The sequence below is a fragment of the Leucobacter soli genome (assembly GCF_042659205.1).
GTDB classification, from domain to species: domain Bacteria; phylum Actinomycetota; class Actinomycetes; order Actinomycetales; family Microbacteriaceae; genus Leucobacter; species Leucobacter soli.
Map to the genome: position 1 here is coordinate 1 of NZ_JBHSRW010000038.1, position 16,385 is coordinate 16,385.

Annotated in this window: 18 protein-coding genes; 3 read left to right on the plus strand and 15 right to left on the minus strand. The window is 69.3% G+C overall.

What is annotated here, in order from left to right; all coding sequences use genetic code 11:
- Nucleotides 1-77 precede the first annotated feature (77 nt).
- Nucleotides 78-944: an inositol monophosphatase family protein gene (locus ACFPZL_RS04350; RefSeq protein WP_218115524.1), complete on the minus strand. Its 867-nt coding sequence runs from the start codon at nt 942-944 to the stop codon at nt 78-80.
- A gap of 175 nt (nt 945-1,119) precedes the next feature.
- On the opposite strand from ACFPZL_RS04350, the gene ACFPZL_RS04355 reads away from it, so the two are divergent.
- Nucleotides 1,120-2,187 carry an inositol-3-phosphate synthase gene (locus ACFPZL_RS04355; RefSeq protein ID WP_218115522.1) on the plus strand — a complete coding sequence of 356 codons (1,068 nt, stop codon included), beginning with the start codon at nt 1,120-1,122 and terminating at the stop codon, nt 2,185-2,187.
- Between the two features lie 6 nt (nt 2,188-2,193).
- Here the strand turns inward: ACFPZL_RS04355 and ACFPZL_RS04360 are convergent, their stop codons facing one another.
- Genes ACFPZL_RS04360 through mca form a run of 6 tightly spaced genes read right to left on the minus strand, consistent with a single transcriptional unit; the run spans nt 2,194 to nt 7,512 of the window.
- The gene (locus tag ACFPZL_RS04360; protein WP_218115521.1) at nt 2,194-2,781 is read right to left on the minus strand and encodes an NUDIX hydrolase family protein; all 588 of its coding nucleotides are present in this window, start codon (nt 2,779-2,781) and stop codon (nt 2,194-2,196) included.
- Nucleotides 2,782-2,788: 7 nt separating this feature from the next.
- The gene (gene uppS / locus ACFPZL_RS04365) at nt 2,789-3,574 is read right to left on the minus strand and encodes a polyprenyl diphosphate synthase (protein WP_218115520.1); all 786 of its coding nucleotides are present in this window, start codon (nt 3,572-3,574) and stop codon (nt 2,789-2,791) included.
- 34 nt (nt 3,575-3,608) lie between these two features.
- Nucleotides 3,609-4,361: a PAQR family membrane homeostasis protein TrhA gene (trhA, locus tag ACFPZL_RS04370; RefSeq protein WP_218115519.1), complete on the minus strand. Its 753-nt coding sequence runs from the start codon at nt 4,359-4,361 to the stop codon at nt 3,609-3,611.
- A gap of 53 nt (nt 4,362-4,414) precedes the next feature.
- A complete protein-coding gene (gene recQ / locus ACFPZL_RS04375; RefSeq protein ID WP_236022063.1) occupies nt 4,415-6,313 on the minus strand; it encodes a DNA helicase RecQ in 1,899 nt (632 codons plus the stop codon).
- A 3-nt stretch (nt 6,314-6,316) separates the two neighbouring features.
- The gene (locus ACFPZL_RS04380) at nt 6,317-6,586 is read right to left on the minus strand and encodes a hypothetical protein (protein ID WP_218115517.1); all 270 of its coding nucleotides are present in this window, start codon (nt 6,584-6,586) and stop codon (nt 6,317-6,319) included.
- Nucleotides 6,587-6,594: 8 nt separating this feature from the next.
- On the minus strand, nt 6,595-7,512 hold the full coding sequence (gene mca, locus ACFPZL_RS04385) for a mycothiol conjugate amidase Mca (protein WP_218115515.1): 918 nt from the start codon (nt 7,510-7,512) through the stop codon (nt 6,595-6,597).
- Nucleotides 7,513-7,639: 127 nt separating this feature from the next.
- On the opposite strand from mca, the gene ACFPZL_RS04390 reads away from it, so the two are divergent.
- Both ACFPZL_RS04390 and greA read left to right on the plus strand, forming a co-directional pair.
- Entirely contained in the window at nt 7,640-8,050 is a 411-nt protein-coding gene (locus tag ACFPZL_RS04390; RefSeq protein WP_218115512.1) for a DUF4307 domain-containing protein, read from the plus strand.
- 78 nt (nt 8,051-8,128) lie between these two features.
- A complete protein-coding gene (gene greA / locus ACFPZL_RS04395; protein WP_218115511.1) occupies nt 8,129-8,611 on the plus strand; it encodes a transcription elongation factor GreA in 483 nt (160 codons plus the stop codon).
- A gap of 36 nt (nt 8,612-8,647) precedes the next feature.
- Here greA and ACFPZL_RS04400 read toward each other — a convergent pair whose 3' ends face one another.
- The 8 genes from ACFPZL_RS04400 to ACFPZL_RS04435 all read right to left on the minus strand — a co-directional run bounded on the left by ACFPZL_RS04400 (nt 8,648) and on the right by ACFPZL_RS04435 (nt 16,179).
- Nucleotides 8,648-9,436, minus strand: coding sequence for a sulfite exporter TauE/SafE family protein (locus ACFPZL_RS04400; protein WP_218115509.1), 789 nt, complete (start codon nt 9,434-9,436; stop codon nt 8,648-8,650).
- The gene (locus ACFPZL_RS04405; protein WP_236022062.1) at nt 9,433-10,374 is read right to left on the minus strand and encodes an amino acid ABC transporter permease; all 942 of its coding nucleotides are present in this window, start codon (nt 10,372-10,374) and stop codon (nt 9,433-9,435) included. The genes ACFPZL_RS04400 and ACFPZL_RS04405 overlap by 4 nt, the downstream gene beginning before the upstream one ends.
- Nucleotides 10,371-11,030, minus strand: coding sequence for an amino acid ABC transporter permease (locus ACFPZL_RS04410; protein WP_218115506.1), 660 nt, complete (start codon nt 11,028-11,030; stop codon nt 10,371-10,373). Before ACFPZL_RS04410 ends, ACFPZL_RS04405 begins: the two co-directional genes overlap by 4 nt.
- Before the next feature lie 66 nt (nt 11,031-11,096).
- Nucleotides 11,097-11,981, minus strand: coding sequence for a glutamate ABC transporter substrate-binding protein (locus ACFPZL_RS04415; protein WP_218115505.1), 885 nt, complete (start codon nt 11,979-11,981; stop codon nt 11,097-11,099).
- 70 nt (nt 11,982-12,051) lie between these two features.
- The gene (locus tag ACFPZL_RS04420; protein WP_382331228.1) at nt 12,052-12,798 is read right to left on the minus strand and encodes an amino acid ABC transporter ATP-binding protein; all 747 of its coding nucleotides are present in this window, start codon (nt 12,796-12,798) and stop codon (nt 12,052-12,054) included.
- A 243-nt stretch (nt 12,799-13,041) separates the two neighbouring features.
- The gene (locus ACFPZL_RS04425; RefSeq protein ID WP_236022061.1) at nt 13,042-13,989 is read right to left on the minus strand and encodes a TAXI family TRAP transporter solute-binding subunit; all 948 of its coding nucleotides are present in this window, start codon (nt 13,987-13,989) and stop codon (nt 13,042-13,044) included.
- 20 nt (nt 13,990-14,009) lie between these two features.
- The gene (locus ACFPZL_RS04430; protein ID WP_218115503.1) at nt 14,010-15,383 is read right to left on the minus strand and encodes a sensor histidine kinase; all 1,374 of its coding nucleotides are present in this window, start codon (nt 15,381-15,383) and stop codon (nt 14,010-14,012) included.
- Nucleotides 15,384-15,507: 124 nt separating this feature from the next.
- Nucleotides 15,508-16,179: a response regulator transcription factor gene (locus ACFPZL_RS04435; RefSeq protein WP_218115501.1), complete on the minus strand. Its 672-nt coding sequence runs from the start codon at nt 16,177-16,179 to the stop codon at nt 15,508-15,510.
- Between the last annotated feature and the right edge of the window lie 206 nt (nt 16,180-16,385).

Genomic DNA, 16,385 nt, shown 5'->3' on the forward strand with positions numbered 1-16,385 from the left:
GAAGCGCTGACGGCTCCCGCCCCGCCGAGCCCGCCGCGGCCTCCGTGCGACCCGGTCAGGCACCGTACCCCAGGGCGCTACCCGGCCGGTCGCACCGGGAGCGGGCGCCGACTCTGCGTCCGCATGATCTCGTGCAGCAGCTCGAAGTCTCCGTCCGGGATCGCGGCGTAGTAGTGGGGTGCGAGGTAGTCGTGCGCCTCAGGCAGGATCGCGCCGTCGCGGTACCCGCGATAGATGCCTCCGGCGCGCCGGATGATGAAGGCGCCCGCGGCGACATCCCACGGGTTCGTCTCGAACGAGACGGTGACGTCGAGCCAGCCGGCCGCGATCCACGCCAGTGCGATGCAGGTGCTGCCGAGGCCGCGCACCTGAGCGAAGCTGCGCGTCACCGCCGAGAACTGCTCGAGCGCCAGCTCGGGTCGATGCACGAGGTCCCGTGCCAGCGGGAAGTTCAGCGCGACCGTCGCCTGCGACGGATCGGTGCGCCCCCAGCTCCGGAGCGGCTCGTCGTCGCCCCGAAGGCCGTCTCTCAGGAACGCGCCACGGTCATCCGCCCAGAAGAGCTGATCGTTCGCCGGGTCGAAGATGACCCCCGCGATCATCTCCCCGCCCCGGGCGACCCCGATGCTCACCGCCCACATCGCGATCCCGCGGGCGAAGTTCGCGGTGCCGTCTATCGGGTCGACGTACCAGGTCAGCGGTCCCGATCCCGCATGCGCCCCGTCCTCCTCGCCGACGATCGCGGAATCGGGGAAGGCGTCGAGGATCCGCTCGCGGATGCGCGCCTCCGCCGCGCGATCGTACGCGGTCACCTGATCGTGGATGTCGCCCTTGAGATCGACCCGGAGGTCCCGGGCGCGGAACCCCTCGAGCGCGAGCGCGCCGGCCTCCCGCGCCGCGGCGATCGCGAGCGCCGTGATCTCATGCGTCTCGTCGCCCGGCATGGTCCTCCTCGGCTGCTCGATGCGCGCCCGTTCGAGACGCGTCCCCTCCAGCGTACAAACCCGCGACGCCGGCGCGAACGGAGCAGTGCGAATTGCCGGACATGCCGAGGGGAGTAAAATCGTTCTTTGGTGTGCACGCGTTCAGCGAGCCGGATCCGAAGGATGTGTTGGTGCGATGACAGTAAAGGTGGCCCTCGCGGGTATCGGGAATTGCGTGAGCTCGCTCGTGCAGGGAGTCGAGTACTATCGCGGTGCCGCCGACGACGAGCAGGTCCCCGGTCTGATGCATGTGCGGCTCGGCGGCTACCATGTCTCCGATCTGGAGTTCGTGGCCGCGTTCGAGGTAGACGCGGACAAGGTCGGCAAGGATCTGGGCGATGCCATCTGGGCCGGCCACAACAACACCATCAAGTTCTCCGACGTACCGTCGCTCGGCGTCACCGTGCAGCGCGGCCCGACCCTCGACGGCCTCGGCGAGTACTACCGCGACGAGATCGAGGAGTCGGGCGCCGAACCGGTCGACGTCGCCCAGGTCCTGCGGGACTCGGGCGCCGAGGTGCTGGCGTGCTACCTTCCGGTGGGCAGCGACGAGGCCGTGAAGTTCTACGCGCAGGCCGCGCTCGACGCGGGCGTGGCCTTCGTGAACGCGGTACCGGTGTTCGTCGCGAGCGACCCCGAGTGGGCGGCGAAGTTCGTGGCCGCAGGCCTGCCCATCGTCGGCGACGACATCAAGAGCCAGGTCGGCGCCACCATCACGCACCGCGTGCTGGCCCGCCTCATGGAGAGCCGCGGCATCGCGCTCGACCACACCTACCAGCTCAACGTCGGCGGCAACATGGACTTCAAGAACATGCTCGAGCGCAGCCGCCTCAAGTCGAAGAAGATCTCGAAGACCCAGGCGGTCACCTCGAACATCGACGTCGACCTTCCCGAGGGCGACGTGCACATCGGCCCGAGCGACCACGTGCCGTGGCTGACCGACCGCAAGTTCGCCTTCGTGCGTCTCGAGGGCCGCGGTTTCGGCGATGTGCCGCTGAGCATCGAGTACAAGCTCGAAGTCTGGGATTCGCCGAACTCGGCGGGCACCATGATCGATGCGATCCGTTCCGCGAAGGTCGCGAAGGATCTCGGCCTCGCCGGGCCGGTCGAGGCCGCCTCGGCCTACTTCATGAAGTCGCCTCCCGTGCAGAAGCCCGACCACGCCGCGCGCGAGGAGCTCGAGGCCTTTCTCGCCCGGCGGTAGCGGTCGTCAGCAGCCGACGGACGCCAGCGCCTGACGCAGGAGCCGGCCCCTCCCCCCGACCAGTTCGGCGAGGGTGCCGGCGGCGAGCGCCTCGTCCGGTGTCATCCAGGTCATCTCGAGCGCGTCCTGCCGCGGACTGCACGAGCCCGTGACCGGGACGACGTAGACGAGCGCGACCGCGTGCTGCCGTTCGTCGATGTAGGTGGAGACCCCGGGGAGCGGGAAGAACTCGGCGACCTGCGCCGGCACCGGCGACGCCGGGATCAGCGGGAAAGCCATCGGCCCCAGATCGTTCTCGAGGTGGCGGAACAGCGCGTCGCGGACCGTCTCGCCGTAGCGCACGCGCCCGGACACGAGCGCGCGCGTCATGACCCCCTCGGGGGTCGACCGCAGCAGCAGCCCGACCTCGGTGACGCGCCCCTGCCCGTCCACGCGCACCGGCACGGCCTCGACGTAGACGATGGGCAGTCGCCCTCGCACGAAGGCCAGCTCGTCCTCGCTGAGCCAGCCCGGATTCAGGTTCGCGGGCGGGAGGTCCTCGGGGTCCTGCGGCAGGTCGTCGGGATCCGGGAGCTCTGCGGTATCGATGGCCATGCGTCCATTATCGTCCGAGCCGGCGCTGCCGGGTGGAGTAGTCGCGCAGGGCGCGCAGGAGGTCGACCTCGCGCAGATCCGGGTAGAGCGCCTCAACGACGTAGAACTCCGAATAGGCCGACTGCCAGATCATGAAGTCGCTCAGACGCTGCTCGCCCGAGGTCCGGATCACGAGTTCCGGGTCGGCCTGTCCGCGCGTCCACAGGTGCGCGCCGATCGTCTCGGGTGTGAGCCGCTCGGCGAGCGTCTCGATCGTGCCTCCGGCTGCCTGGTGCTCGGCGATCACGCTGTGCATGGCGGCGGTGATCTCGCTGCGCCCGCCGTACCCGACCGCGAGGTTGATGTGCAGGCCGGCCCGATCCTTCGTGCGCTCCTCGGCCCGTGCGAGCGCGTCGACCAGCTCGGGTGAGAGCCCGTCGACGCTGCCGACGTGCTTCACCCGCCACTCCGGCATCTCGGCCAGTTCGCCGGCGAGGCCGGAGATGATGCCGAAGAGGTCCTGCAGCTCCCCGTCGTCGCGGCCGCTCAGGTTGTCGGTCGAGAGCAGGTAGAGCGTGACGACCTTCACTCCCGCGGCCTCGCACCAGGCCAGGAACTCCGGGACTTTGCGCGCACCGGCGCGGTGGCCGACGCTGACCCGCTCCTGCAGCCGCTGCTTGGCCCAGCGGCGATTCCCGTCGACGATGATCGCGATGTGGTGGGGCACCCGTGCGGGGTCGATCTCGCGGCGCAGCCGACGCTGGTACAGGCGGTACAGCAGCCCGGGGCGCGGCGCGGTTCGCTCGGGGTTCACTCTGCGAGTGTATCGAGTGCGGCCGGTCCCGGCGCTATCGCAGGTAGACCGGGTCGAGGGCGATGAGCAGTGCCGCCGTCCAGTGGCAGAGGAACGCCAGCACCGTGAGCGCGTGGAAGATCTCGTGGAAGCCGAAGACGCCGGGCACCGGGTTCGGCCGCTTGATCCCGTAGACGACCGAGCCGAGCGTGTACAGCAGTCCGCCCACGATGACGAGGATCATCGTCGCCGGGTTCGCGCGGTAGATGTCGACGAGGAACATCACCGCCGCCCAGCCGAGCAGGATGTAGAGCGGCACGTAGAGCCAGCGCGGGGCGCCGATCCAGAACACGCGGAAGCCGATGCCGAGGAGCGCGCCGCTCCAGACGAGGATCAGCAGGAGGATCCCCTTGCCGAGCGGCAGCGCGAGCAGTGCGATCGGCGTGTAGGTGCCGGCGATCAGCAGGAAGATGTTCGCGTGGTCGAGCCGGCGGAACACCCGCTTGGTGCTCGGCTTCCAGTCGAAGCGGTGGTAGAGCGCGGAGACACCGAAGAGCAGCATGCTCGTCAGCATGTAGACCGCGGCCGCCCATTTCGCGAGCGGGCCGTGGGCGAGGGAGACGAGCACGATTCCCGCGGCGATCGCGATCGGGAACGTGCCGGCGTGTATCCAGCCGCGCCAGCGCGGCTTCGCCTCGGCGGCCGCGAGGGCCTCGGCCTCCGGCGCCTGATGCTCGAGCGCGTCCTCCAGCAGCGGGAGCGACAGGCTCTCCGGGTCCGGGAACGGCTGGGGCGAGCGCGACGTCATAGCCACGAGTGTACGGAGTCCACAGATTCAGATCTGCATATATGTGGAAACCCTCAGGCGAGACCGCTTTCGGCGGGTGCGCTCTCGGCGAGGCTGTGCTCGGCAAGGCTGTGCTCGGCAAGCACCTGCAGCACGGCGTCGCCGTAGCGATCGAGCTTCGCCTGCCCGATGCCGCTGATCTCGAGCAGCGCCTCGGGGCTCCGGGGCTCGTGCACGGCGAGTGCCCGCAGCGTCGCATCGCCGAACACGACGTACGGCGGCACGGACTGCTCGCGCGCCTCTCCGAGGCGCCAGGCGCGCAGGCGCTCGAAGATCTCCGACTGCTCGGCGGTGAGATCGGCGGACGCTGCCGAGCGTTTCGCCCCGGTCGATCCGGTGCCGCGACGCGCGATCACCTCCTCCCGCATCATCACCGACTCGTCGCCGCTCAGGATCGGCTTCGCCGCCTCGGTCGGGGCGAGCACGCCCCACTCCCCTCGGCTTTCGAGCACGCCGACCGCGAGCAGATGGCGCACGAGGCCCCGCCACTGCGCCACCGAGAGATCCGCTCCGATTCCCCAGGTCGAGAGCTCGTCGAGCCGGAGCGCGCGGGAGCGATCGCTCTCGGTGCCGCGGAGCACGTCGATGTGCTGGCCGGCCGCGAAGGTCCGCCCGCGCTCCTTGCCGATGCGGAGCACCGTGGAGAGCAGTTTCTGCGCGGGCACCGTCGCGTCCCAGAGCCTGGGCGGATCCAGGCAGACGTCGCAGTTGCCGCAGGGTCCGCTCGACTGCTCCCCGAAATAGCTCAGCAGGTACTGTCTGCGGCAGCTCGTGATCTCGCAGAGCTGCAGCATCTGGTTAAGATGCGCGAGCTGGTTCCGCCGGGTGGCCTTGTCGCCGTCACCGGTCTCGATCAGCTGCCGCTGCTGCACGACGTCGGCGAGCCCGTAGGCCATCCACGCCTCCGCGGGCGCACCGTCGCGGCCCGCGCGACCGGTCTCCTGGTAGTACCCCTCGACGGACTTCGGCAGATCGATGTGGGCGACGAAGCGCACGTCGGGCTTGTCGATGCCCATGCCGAAGGCGATGGTCGCGACCACCACCACCCCGTCCTCGCGCAGGAACCGCGTCTGGGCCTCGAGTCGCTGCTCCGCCGGCAGGCCGGCGTGGTAGGCGACCGCGTCGACGCCAGCCTCGCGCAGCCAGGCCGCGGCCTGCTCCGTCTTCTTGCGACTGAGCGCATAGACGATTCCCGCCTCGCCCGCATGCTCCCCCTTCACGAAGGCGACGAGCTGATCCCGCACCTTCGTCTTCGGCACGATGCGGTAGCGGATGCCCGGGCGGTCGAAGCTCGAGACGAAGTGGCGCGCACGGTCGAGGTGGAGCCGTTCGGTGAGCTCGCGATGGGTCGCCGGCGTCGCCGTCGCCGTCAGCGCCACCCGCGGCACGTCGGGCCAGAGCTCGGCCAGCGCGCCCAGGCGCAGGTAGTCGGGGCGGAAGTCGTGGCCCCACTGCGACACGCAGTGCGCCTCGTCGATGGCGAAGAGCGCGACCCTGCCGCGCTGCAGCAGCTCGACGGCTCCCGGCGTCGACAGCCGCTCGGGCGCGAGGTAGAGCAGATCCAATTCTCCCGCCGCGTAGGCCCGCTCGACCTCGACCCGCTCTTCGAACGACATCGCCGAGTTCAACGCAGCCGCGCGCACCCCGGCGAGACGCAGCGCGGCGACCTGGTCGTGCATCAGGGCGACGAGCGGCGAGAGCACCACCCCGGTCCCCTCGCGGCAGAGTGCGGGCACCTGATAGCAGATCGACTTGCCGCCACCGGTCGGCATGAGCACGACCGCATCGCCGCCCGACGCGACATGGCGGACGATCGCCTCCTGGTCGCCGCGGAAGGAGGGGAAGCCGAAGACCTCGGCGAGCACGCGCCCCGGATCGCCGGCGGGCGGGATGGTACTGCTCGCCGTGCCCACGGATCAGGCCTTGGTCGGGCCGTCGGCCTGCGGGCCCGAGTCGCCGGGCTCCGTCCCGACGCCGTTCCGCTCGGCGAGCTCGGCCGAGAGACCCTCCTGGATCTCGGCCCGGAACCGGTTGCGGCGGATCCGGCGCACAAGATCGAAGCCGAGGAGGAACACCGCGACCGCGAAGATGGCCGTCACGAGGAACGCGACCGGCGGGATCGCACCGGGCGAATCGTATTCCAGCTCGGCCGCGAGGGAGACGGCGTACAGGATCGGGGTGCTCATGGGGCTCCTTATGATGCGGGGCTTCGGGGCTCGGCTCCATCATCGCCGACCCCGCCGACAATGCCCTGGAAGAGATCGGTCTCGACGGCGTCCGTGGGCACCCGGGAAGCGGCCAGACGGTAGTCCTCGAACGGCCAGGCCTCGCGCTGCAGCTCGTTCGGCCAGAAGAAGAACGTGCTGTCGGGCGCCACCTGGCTCGCGTGCGCGCGCAGCGCCTCGTCGCGTCGCTCGAAGAAGCGCCCCACCTCGACGCGTGCCGTGGCGTCGCTCGGGCGACGCGTGAACCAGCCCATCATCTCCTCAGCCTGCGCCACGAGCGGCGAGTCGGGATCCTTCGCCTTCAACGCCTCGAACACCTTGATCACCCGATCCGCGTTGAAGATGGACTCGTAGTACACCTTCGAGATCTCCCAGGGCTCGCCGGCATCCGGGTACGCCTCCGCATCGCCCGAGAGCTCCCAGGCGCGCATCGAGATCTCGTGGCAGCGGATGTGGTCGGGGTGCGGGTAACCGCCCTGCTCGTTGTAGGTGATCATCACGTGCGGCTTGAACTCGCGCACGATGCGCACGAGCGCCTCGGCGGAGATCTCGACCGGTACGTCGGCGAAGCTGCCCTTCGGCACGGGAGTCCCCTCCGGCGGCAGGCCCGAGTCCTGGTACCCCAGCCAGCGATGCTCGAAGCCGATGATCTCCCGCGCGTGCGCCATCTCGGCGCGACGCAGGCCGGCCAGATCGCGGCGGCTCTTGGGGTCGCGCGCGATCAGCTCGTTCAGGATGTCGCCGCGCTCGCCCCCCGTGCAGCTGACGATCAGCACCTCGGCGCCCGCATCTATGTAGTGCGCATAGGTGGCGGCGCCCTTGCTCGATTCGTCGTCCGGATGCGCGTGCACCGCGATCAACCTGAGCCCTCGGCTGTTCACTGTCATGGGATTCCCCTCACATGCGTCTCTCGGGGCGGGCCCGGTACGCTGGCAACAGCACACCAGTCTAGTTGCTCGGATGCTCGGCGATCGCAGAGCGCCGGGCTCCGACCCCGCTCCTCCGGAGGATCACGTGACCACGCCGCCCGCCGACCGGCTCGACGAGCGCTACGGGCGGACCCGGCAGCGCGGCATCGATCGACGGGTCGGCTGGACGCTGGCGAGCGCCGCAGTGCTCCTCGGCACCGTCGTGCTGTTCTTCAGCAACTGGGAGACCGCCGCCGGCATCGAGGCGAAGGTCGTGCACTACGAAGTGCGCGATTCCCGCACCGTGGCGCTCGACTTCGACGTGACCGCGCCGGCCGGAGCACCGGTCGCCTGCGCGATCGAAGCCCTCAGCGAGTCGTTCGCGACGGTGGGGTGGCGAGTCCTGGAGCTGCCGCCGAGCGAGCAGCGCACCCGGAGCTTCACCGAGACGATCACCACCACCTACCCGGGCACGACGGCCCGGGTGCACAGCTGCTGGATCGTCGAATCCGACTGAGCCGCGGCCGCGGCGCCCTGATAGACTCGGCCGGAGAGCCCCGGCACGCCGGGGCTTGACCCGTGGAAAGGGGCTGAGATGCCGGACAAGCAGACCTGGCTGACGCAGGACGCCTACGATCGGCTCAAGGGCGAGCTCGACGAACTGAGCGGCCCGGGCCGTCGCGATATCGCCGCGCGCATCGAGGCCGCCCGCGAAGAGGGCGACCTCAAGGAGAACGGCGGCTACCACGCCGCGAAGGACGAGCAGGGCAAGATGGAGGCCCGCATCCGCGATCTCACGGAGCTCCTGGAACGCGCGGTCGTGGGCCAGGCGCCGCAGGCGAACGGCGTCGTCGAGATCGGCACCGTCATCACCGCCGAGATCTTCGGCGACGAGGAGCGCTTCCTCCTGGGCAACCGCGAGCTCGCCGACGGCAGCGACCTCGACGTCTACAGCGCCGAGAGCCCCCTCGGCGCTGCGATCCTCGGACTGAACGTCGGCGACAGCGCGAGCTACGCAGCGCCGAACGGCAACCAGATCGAGGTCAAGGTCCTCGCCGTCGACACCTACGCCGGCTGAGCCCGCCCGCCGCGCGGGAAGGAACCGCGCGGCGGGTCAGCGAAGGTTCTCGCCCCAGACGTCGAGCCCGAGCTTCACGATGAGCGCGCCGACCACGACGAGGAACAGCGTTCGGATGAAGCGCGTCCCCTTCGCGATCGCGAGTCGCGAGCCGAGCAGGCTGCCGACGACGTTCGCCGCGCCCATCGCGAGGCCGAGCGGCCAGAGGACCGCTCCGATCGGGACGAAGAACAGCAGTGCGCCGAGATTCGTGGCGAAGTTCACGATCTTCGCCTTCGCGCTCGCGCGCAGGAAGTCGTAGCCGAGCAGTCCGACGAGCGAGATCACCAGGAAGGTGCCGGTGCCCGGCCCCAGTACGCCGTCGTAGAAGCCGATGGCCAGGCCGGTCGCCCACATGACCGCCGCGTGGCGCGCGCCGCGATGCCGGAGTCGCGTCACCGCACCGAGCGCGGGCTTGAGCAGCGTGATGAGCGCGACCGCGATCAGCGCCAGCACGATGATGGGCTTGAACACCTCGGCGGGGAGGAACGCGGCGACCGACGCCCCCGCGAAGGCCCCGCCCAGCGCGATCCCGGCCATGGGCAGGACCATCCGCGGATCCGGTCGCACCGTCCGCGCGTAGCTGACGCTGCTCGTCGCAGTGCCGAAGACCGAGGCGAGCTTGTTCGTCGCGAGCGCCTGCAGCGGGGTGATGCCCGGCACGAGGAGCAGGGCGGGCAGCTGCAGCAGGCCGCCACCGCCGATCACGGCATCGATCCACCCCGCGGCGAAGGCGGCGAGCAGCAGCAGGGCGAACAGGCCCCAGTCCAGCTCCGCGAACGTCACGGTGCCAGTCTGCCACCCTGCGTGGCGATGACCTCGGTGACCGTGCCCGATTCGTGCAGGCGCGGATCTCCGGGCTGCACCGGGGCCGTGCCGGGGCCTGCGGCGTCGCCGGCCGCGCCGCCTCCCGCCTTCGGGGCTCGCCCCATGCGGATCTCCAACCATTTCGCCAGCCCGGACAGGAGCAGGCACATCACGATGTAGATGCCGCCGATCACGAACGCCGACTGCAGCAGCGGGCGACCGAACTGCACGTTGCTGCTGAACTGCTTCGCGAGGTAGAGCAGCTCGGGATAGGTGATGATGAAGCCGAGCGCGGTGTCCTTCATGGTGACGACGAGCTGGGCGACGATCACCGGCAGCATGGCACGGATCGCCTGCGGCAGGAGGATCAGACGCATCACGCCGCTCTTGCGCAGACCGATCGCGTACCCGGCCTCCTTCTGACCCCTCGGCAGCGACTCGACGCCGGCGCGCAGCGCCTCGGCGAGCACCGAACCGTTGTAGGCCACGAGCGCGATCACCACGGCCCAGTAGGGATCCATCTTCACCCCGACCGACGGCAGGCCGTAGTAGAGCAGCATCATCATCACGAGCACGGGCACGGCCCGGAATATCTCGGTGATGACGGTGGACGGCACGCTCACCCAGCGGTGATCGGAGAGCCGTCCGATCGAGAGCACGAAGCCGAGCAAGATGCTCAGCACCGCGGCGACGCCGAATGCGGCGAGGGTCTTGCCGAGCGCGGCGAGGATCTGCTGCCAGATGGTGGCGTAGGTGAAGAGCCCCCACTTCTGCGCCGAGAACTGCCCCGTCTGCGCGAAACGGTAGACGAAGAAGGCGAGGATCGCCGCGACCGCCAGGATGGTCACGACCGCGAGCAGGCGATTGCGCAGGATCGCCTTCGGGCCGGGGACGTCGTAGAGGACTGAGGTGCTCATCGGGCGATCCTCCATTTCTTCTCGAGCCGGTTCTGGACCAGGCTCATCAGCAGCACCAGCACCACGAACACGAGCGCCACCCAGAGCAGCACTTCCATGGGGTTGCCGGGCCGCCCCGCGGCGTCGTTGATCGTCGCCCGCATCGCGGCGAGCTCGGCGACCGAGAAGCCTGCGGCGACGGTGGTGTTCTTGAGCAGCGCGATGAACACGCTCATCATGGGCGGCACGACCGAGCGGAAGGCCTGCGGCAGCACGACCAGGCTCATCACCTGGCCGAACGGCAGGCCGATCGCTCGCGCGGCCTCGGCCTGGCCGACCGGCACCGTGTTGATGCCGGCGCGCAGCACCTCCGCCACGTAGGTGGCCGTGTAGATGCCGATCGCCAGGATCCCCAGCACGATGGGCTCGACCTTGTTCGCGAAGCCGAGCGCCGAGTAGCCGAAGACGAAGAAGAAGAAGACCAGGGTCAGCGGGGTATTGCGAACGATGTTCACGTAGAGGGTGCCGACGCCCCGGGCGATGGGTACGGGCGACACCCGCATCCCGCCGACGATGATGCCGAGCACCAGCGCCAGCAGACCTCCTCCGGCGAACACCAGCAGGGTGTTCGTGATCGCCGTTCCCCAGAGATCGAGGTTGCCGAAGATGACGTCCATCCGTCTTCCTCTCCTGTGTGAGACCCGGGGGCGGTGAGTGCGCGCCGCCCCCGGGAGCATCAGCGGTTAGTAGGCGTCCACCTGGGGCTGCTCGACCACGATCCCCGATTCGCCGAGGTTCTTGTCGAAGATGCGCTGCCACTCGGCACCGCCGTCGGTGAACAGCTGGTTGATGTGCGCGCGCAGCGCATCGTCGCCCTTGGAGAGCCCGACGCCGTAGCGCTCCTCGGTGAGCAGCGGGCCGCTCGTGACCATAAGGTTCTCAGGATCCTGCGCCGCGTAGCCGATCAGGATCGCCTGATCGGTGGTCACCGCGTCGGCCTGATTGCTGACGAGGTTCTCGACGCAGGCCGAGTAGAGGTCGAACTCCTGCGTCTTGATCTCCGGGAAGTTCTCCTTGATGTTCTGGATCGGGGTCGAGCCGGTCGCGGAGCAGACGGTCTTGCCCGCGAGCTCCTCGAGCGACTGGTAGTCGGTGCCGCCCTGCTTCACCAGCAGGCCCTGGCCCGTGATGAAGTACGGCCCGGCGAAGTCGATGTCGGCCTTGCGCTTGTCTGTGATCGAGTAGGTGCCGACGTAGTAGTCGACATCGCCGTTCATGATCGCCTGCTCCCGGTTGGCCGAGGCGATCGGCTTGTACTCGATCTTGCTCTCGTCGAAACCGAGCGAGCCGGCGATCCAGCGCGCGATGTCGACGTCGAAACCGCTGCGCTCCTGGGTCACGCTGTCGAGGTAGCCGAGACCGGGCTGATCCTCCTTGACGCCGATGACGACCTTGCCGCGCTGCTGCATCGCATCGAAGGTGGGGCTGCCCTCGAGCGCCACCTCTTCCGAGACCTCGGGGGCGGCGTCGTCGCCGGAGGAGGCCGGGCTGCCGCTGTTGCAGCCGGTGAGCACCAGCGCGGCTGCGGCGAGCAGTCCCACCGCGGCGAGTGGTTTCGTGAATCGCATGATGTGTTCCTTTCGATTGGTCGGTGTCGGGGCGCCGGGCGCGGAACCGGCCGGCCCGGGCTCCAGGGGTTCAGCTGGTGATGAGCTTGGAGAGGAAGTCCTTCGCGCGGCTGCTCTTCGGGTTCGTGAAGAACTCCTCCGGCTCCGCCTGCTCGACGATCTGCCCATCGGCCATGAAGACGACCCTGTCGGCCGCCTTGCGCGCGAAGCCCATCTCGTGGGTGACGACGATCATCGTCATCCCGTCCTTCGCCAGGCCGATCATCACGTCGAGCACCTCGTTGATCATCTCGGGGTCGAGCGCGCTGGTGGGCTCGTCGAAGAGCATGACCTTGGGGTGCATCGCCAACGATCGCGCGATGGCGACGCGCTGCTGCTGACCGCCCGAGAGCTGCGCGGGGAGCTTGGACGCCTGCTTCTCGACTCCGACGCGGGTGAGGATCTCCATGGCTTCGCGCTCGGCGTCGGCCCGGCGCATGCCTCGCACCTTGATCGGCCCGAGGGTCACGTTCTCGAGGATCGTCAGGTGCGCGAAGAGGTTGAACGACTGGAACACCATGCCCACTTCCGCGCGCAATGCGGCGAGCGCCTTCCCCTCGGCGGGCAGATCCTTGCCGTCGATACGGATCGTGCCGCTGGTGATGGTCTCCAGGCGGTTGATCGAACGGCACAGCGTCGACTTGCCCGAACCCGAGGGGCCGATGATCACGACGACCTCGCCCTTCCCGATCGTCAGCTCGATGTCGGTCAGGGCCTGAAAGTCCCCGTAGTGCTTCTGCACGTTCTCGACGACGACCAGCGGTTCACTCGCACTCATCACGACTCCATCTCTGGATCCCGACCCGCGGCGCGTCTCGCGCGCTGCAGGAGTCTGCCTGGCTGCGCCGGTTCAACGCGGCGCCCGCCCGCTGCGGGATGCTGCGAGTGACGTTCGTCCTTGAACCGATCGATCGCCTTCACGTTAGAGACGTCGGAGCCGCCGGGTCATGGCCCTTGAGTGTTTCTTGAGGGTCGCCTTGAGCGTTTCTTGAGGTTCCGGAGGATCGCGGACTTCGCCGGCTCAGTGCCGCACGGCGACGTAGTACTCCGCCGCTCCCGGGTGGAGGGGCATCGGCCCGGTGAAGATGGCCTGGCGGCGGTCGAGGGATCCTGCCGCCGCGACCTGCCGGGCGATCGCGGCGCGCGACTCGAACAGCGTTCGGGTCACCTCCAGGATCAGCTCGTCGGGGGCGGCGGTCGCGGCGACCAGGTAGTTCGGCACCGTCATCGTCGCGGTCGGCGTCCCGATCCCGTAGATGCCGATGGGGAACTCGGCGAGCCGGTAGACGCCGGCGTGCCCGGCGTTCGCCAGGTCCACCGCCTCCGCCTCGACCGGCAGCAGCCGGATCGGCATGGCCGCCGCCAGCCCCTCGATGCCGGGCGTGGGGAGTCCCCCGACCCAGAAGAAGCCGTCGATCTCACCGTTCCGCAGCGCCTCGATCGAGGCGTCGAGCCCGAGAGCAGGGTTCTCGACTCCGTCGAGCAGGACACCGGAGGAGCCGAGCACCCGCGCCGCGATCACCTGGACCCCGGAGTTCTCCGCTCCGAGCGAGATCCGCAGACCCGCCAGGTCTCGGATTCCCTCCGCCTCGGAGTCGGCGGGCACGACGACGTGCACGTACTCGTCGTAGACGCGCGCCACGGCCTGCACCGGCAGCGGCGCGTCGAAGGCGCCCGTCCCGGCGATCGCATCGGCCGCCGTGTCGCCCTGCGCGAACCCGAGGAGCGCGTCGCCGGAACCGACCCGCAGCAGGTTGTCGACCGATCCGTGCGTCTCCACGACGGCGATGTCGATGCCGAGCCCCTGCTGCAGCGCGTCGGCGAGCCGGCCCCCGTAGTCGTAGTAGACGCCGCCGGTGCCGCCGCCCGCGATCCGGTACGGTCCATCGTCCGCGTAGGGCGACCCGCCGCAAGCGGTCAGGCCGAGCATCAGCAGCAGACCCGCACCGATCGCCCGAGCCGTTCTCATCCGGATCCGTCCCGCTCGCATCAGGATCCGCCCGCCGGGAGCCGCAGGACGACGCTCAGGCCGCCGCCCTCGGGGGTCGAGAGCTGCACGCTGCCGTGCAGGGCGTCCATGAGATCGGTGGCGATGGCGAGCCCGAGTCCCGACCCGGGGAGGTTGCGGTCGCGCGGGCTGCGCCAGAACCGGCCGGTCACCTGCTCCAGCTCTTCGGCGGAGATCCCGGGCCCGTGATCCCGCACCCCGATGAGGCACCCCTCGTCGTCATCGCGCACCGTCACCTCGACCGTGCTGCCAGATGGGGCGAACTTCAACGCGTTGTCGATGACGGCGTCGAGCGCGCTCTCGACGGACGTGCGATCGGTGAGACTCAGCACGGGCGGTTCGCCATCCACGGTCAGGGCGATCCCCTTCTCGCGCGCGACCCGGCTCCAGCCCTGCACCCGGCCCGCCGCCAGTTCGACGAGTTCCACGGCCGCGAACGACGAGTCCTGCTGCCCCGCCGTCGCCATGCTCAGCAGCGTCTCGAGGATCCGCGACATCCGGCGCCCTTCCTCGCGGGTCTTCTCGACCTCGGCCTCCCAGGAGCCGTCGAGCCCGGTCGCGAGGTACTCGACGCGCATCAGCAGCGCGCCGAGCGGGTTGCGCAGCTCATGCGAGGCGTTCATGGCGAATTCCTGCTGACGTAGAACGACCCGCTCGATCTCCTCCGCCATCTGGTTGAAGATCCGGATCATGCGCCGCATCTCCGGAGGTCCCGCGTCGTCGGAGATGCGCGCATCCATCTCGCCGTGCTCGATGGCGACCATCGCCCGGTCGACCCGTCGCAGCGGCCGCAATACCCAGTGAGCGAGACGGAGCACCGCGAGGAACAGCACCAGGATGATGAACACGACGACCGCGACGAGAAGCGTCCAGTGCGTGAGGATCTCGCTGCGCGGCGTCTCCGCGCTCGCCGAGATCAGGATCGCTCCGATCGCATTGCCGTCGTCGAAGACGGGCTCGACCAGGGTCGTCTCGCCGAGTTCCCAGGGCAGAACGGCGGGGAGCGGTTCGCTGCGGCGCCCGGAGAGCGCCAGCCCGATCAGGGTCGTGGTCCCCTCGTCGAGCGTCCCCGGCCGCAGCCCTCCCGAGGCCCACAGCGCGCCGGATCGATCGAAGACGGCGATCTGGGCATCGTAGAGATCGCTGTATCGCCTCATCTCGTTCTCGACGATGGCGGGATTCCCCGCCCGCAGGGCCTGTCGGGTTCCGGTGAGGAAGTAGCTGAGGTCGCTGAGCTGCTGGTTCGAGACCTCCTGCTGGATGCTTCTCGCGACGCTCCACGCGTAGGCTCCCGCGAGCGCCAGCAGGATCGCCGCCATCGGCACCAGGAACACGATGATGAGCCGTCGGCGCACGGGTCACGCACCCGTCAATCGATAGCCGACTCCCGCGCTCGTGAAGCGAACAGCGATTTCTCGCTGTTCGTAGGGCGCGCCTCGATCGTCTCGATCGAGGACTACAACGTACCCAGGCTTCATCTCAGGCACCAGTCAATCGATAGCCGACACCTCGGACGGTCGCGATCAGCGACGCGCGGTCGAGCTTGCGCCGGATGGAGGCCACGTGCACCTCGAGGGAACGACGGAAGCCGCTCCAGTCCGTGCCCCAGACCTCGCGGATGATCCGGTCCCGCGGAACGACGACACCCGGGTAGCGCGCCAGGACCGCGATGATGTCGAACTCCTTGGGGGTGAGCTCGACCGCGGCGCCGTCCACCAGCACGAGCCGGTTCATGACGTCGATGTACACGCCGTCGACGTCCACACCCGACACCTCGTCCGAGTCCGCCGGCAGCAGGCGCGTGCGACGGGTCACGGCCTCGATGCGCGCGACCAGCTCCCTCACGTCGTAGGGCTTCACCACGAAGTCGTCGGCGCCGGCGTGGAGCCCGCGGATCCGCTCCTCGACGTGGCTCCGCGCCGTCGCGACGATGATCGGAACGCCCGAGAACCCGCGGATCCGCCGGCAGACGTCGAGCCCGTCCATATCGGGCAGGCCGAGGTCCAGGAGGACGGCCTCGATGTCCGAGCCGAGAGCCTCCAGAGCCGCGGCGCCCTCGGCCACGCAGACGGTCTCGTAGCCTGCTTGGCGCAGGAACGCGCTGAGCACCTCGGATACGCGCTCTTCATCTTCAACGATGAGGATCTTCATGTCGGCTTCTCCGCCCGGGTCGCGAACTTCCCCCAGACCTGATCAGCGTTCGCCGATCCATCCCTGCTGCCATCCTACGCGCAGGAAGCCGGAACGAGCGCTACGAGAGCGGAACGCGACGCATCGGCACTAGGGTGTGTCTGTTAAATAGTTGAGCCAGGCGATCACTCCGTTCAGGACGACCGCGGCCCGGTACACGATCGCGA

What these genes read in the sequence shown, in the direction of transcription:
- ACFPZL_RS04350 (WP_218115524.1), bottom strand. Translation starts at nt 944, where the DNA reads ATGCCGGGCGACGAGACGCATGAGATCACGGCGCTCGCGATCGCCGCG.
- ACFPZL_RS04415 (WP_218115505.1), bottom strand. Translation starts at nt 11,981, where the DNA reads ATGCGATTCACGAAACCACTCGCCGCGGTGGGACTGCTCGCCGCAGCC.
- mca (WP_218115515.1), bottom strand. Translation starts at nt 7,512, where the DNA reads ATGACAGTGAACAGCCGAGGGCTCAGGTTGATCGCGGTGCACGCGCAT.
- greA (WP_218115511.1), top strand. Translation starts at nt 8,129, where the DNA reads ATGCCGGACAAGCAGACCTGGCTGACGCAGGACGCCTACGATCGGCTC.
- ACFPZL_RS04360 (WP_218115521.1), bottom strand. Translation starts at nt 2,781, where the DNA reads ATGGCCATCGATACCGCAGAGCTCCCGGATCCCGACGACCTGCCGCAG.
- ACFPZL_RS04425 (WP_236022061.1), bottom strand. Translation starts at nt 13,989, where the DNA reads ATGAGAACGGCTCGGGCGATCGGTGCGGGTCTGCTGCTGATGCTCGGC.
- ACFPZL_RS04420 (WP_382331228.1), bottom strand. Translation starts at nt 12,798, where the DNA reads ATGAGTGCGAGTGAACCGCTGGTCGTCGTCGAGAACGTGCAGAAGCAC.
- ACFPZL_RS04405 (WP_236022062.1), bottom strand. Translation starts at nt 10,374, where the DNA reads ATGAGCACCTCAGTCCTCTACGACGTCCCCGGCCCGAAGGCGATCCTG.
- ACFPZL_RS04380 (WP_218115517.1), bottom strand. Translation starts at nt 6,586, where the DNA reads ATGAGCACCCCGATCCTGTACGCCGTCTCCCTCGCGGCCGAGCTGGAA.
- ACFPZL_RS04435 (WP_218115501.1), bottom strand. Translation starts at nt 16,179, where the DNA reads ATGAAGATCCTCATCGTTGAAGATGAAGAGCGCGTATCCGAGGTGCTC.
- ACFPZL_RS04410 (WP_218115506.1), bottom strand. Translation starts at nt 11,030, where the DNA reads ATGGACGTCATCTTCGGCAACCTCGATCTCTGGGGAACGGCGATCACG.
- trhA (WP_218115519.1), bottom strand. Translation starts at nt 4,361, where the DNA reads ATGACGTCGCGCTCGCCCCAGCCGTTCCCGGACCCGGAGAGCCTGTCG.
- ACFPZL_RS04355 (WP_218115522.1), top strand. Translation starts at nt 1,120, where the DNA reads ATGACAGTAAAGGTGGCCCTCGCGGGTATCGGGAATTGCGTGAGCTCG.